The following is a 527-nucleotide window of genomic DNA, read 5'->3' as shown; positions in this document are numbered from 1 at the left end:
GCTCTTCCGATCAGCCCCTGGCACGAGCCCGCGCCGCGCGGCGCCGCACCCGACCGCGCGGTGCTGCTCGGCCGCGCACTGGCGCCGGCCGAGGGGCTGGACGCCTGGACGCAGCGCGACCCGGCACGCTGGGATGCGGCGCGCGCTGGCCTCACGCGCCTTGTTGCCGCCGATGCGCAGCAGGAAGCCACCGCCATCGCGCTGCTGCTGCGCGAGGCGATGGAGACCGAGGGCGCGCGCGCCGCGCTGATCACGCCGGATCGCGACCTGGCGCGGCGCGTCTGCGCCGAACTCGCGCGCCACGGCATCACCGCCGATGACAGCGCCGGCGAGCCGCTGGCCGAAACACCCGCCGCCGCCTTCCTGCGCCTGGTCGCGCGCATGGTCGCGGAGGGCTTCGCGCCGGTGCCGCTGCTGTCCGTGCTGAAGCATCCGCTGTGCGCCGGCGGCATGGCGCGCGACGAATGGCTCGCGGCGGCGCGCGCGCTGGAACGCATCGCGCTGCGCGGGCCGCGGCCGGCGCCGGG

Annotated in this window: 1 pseudogene; it reads left to right on the top strand. The window is 78.2% G+C overall.

The features are described from left to right. Nucleotides 1-527: pseudogene (locus HW578_RS27540) on the top strand (double-strand break repair protein AddB); the annotation flags it as partial.

Origin of the sequence: Roseomonas rosulenta, assembly GCF_016106005.1 — a bacterium.
Taxonomy (GTDB): Bacteria; Pseudomonadota; Alphaproteobacteria; order Acetobacterales; family Acetobacteraceae; genus Neoroseomonas; species Neoroseomonas rosulenta.
The sequence above is the reverse complement of the archived record's forward strand: the minus strand, read 5'-3'. Positions and strand labels throughout refer to the sequence as shown.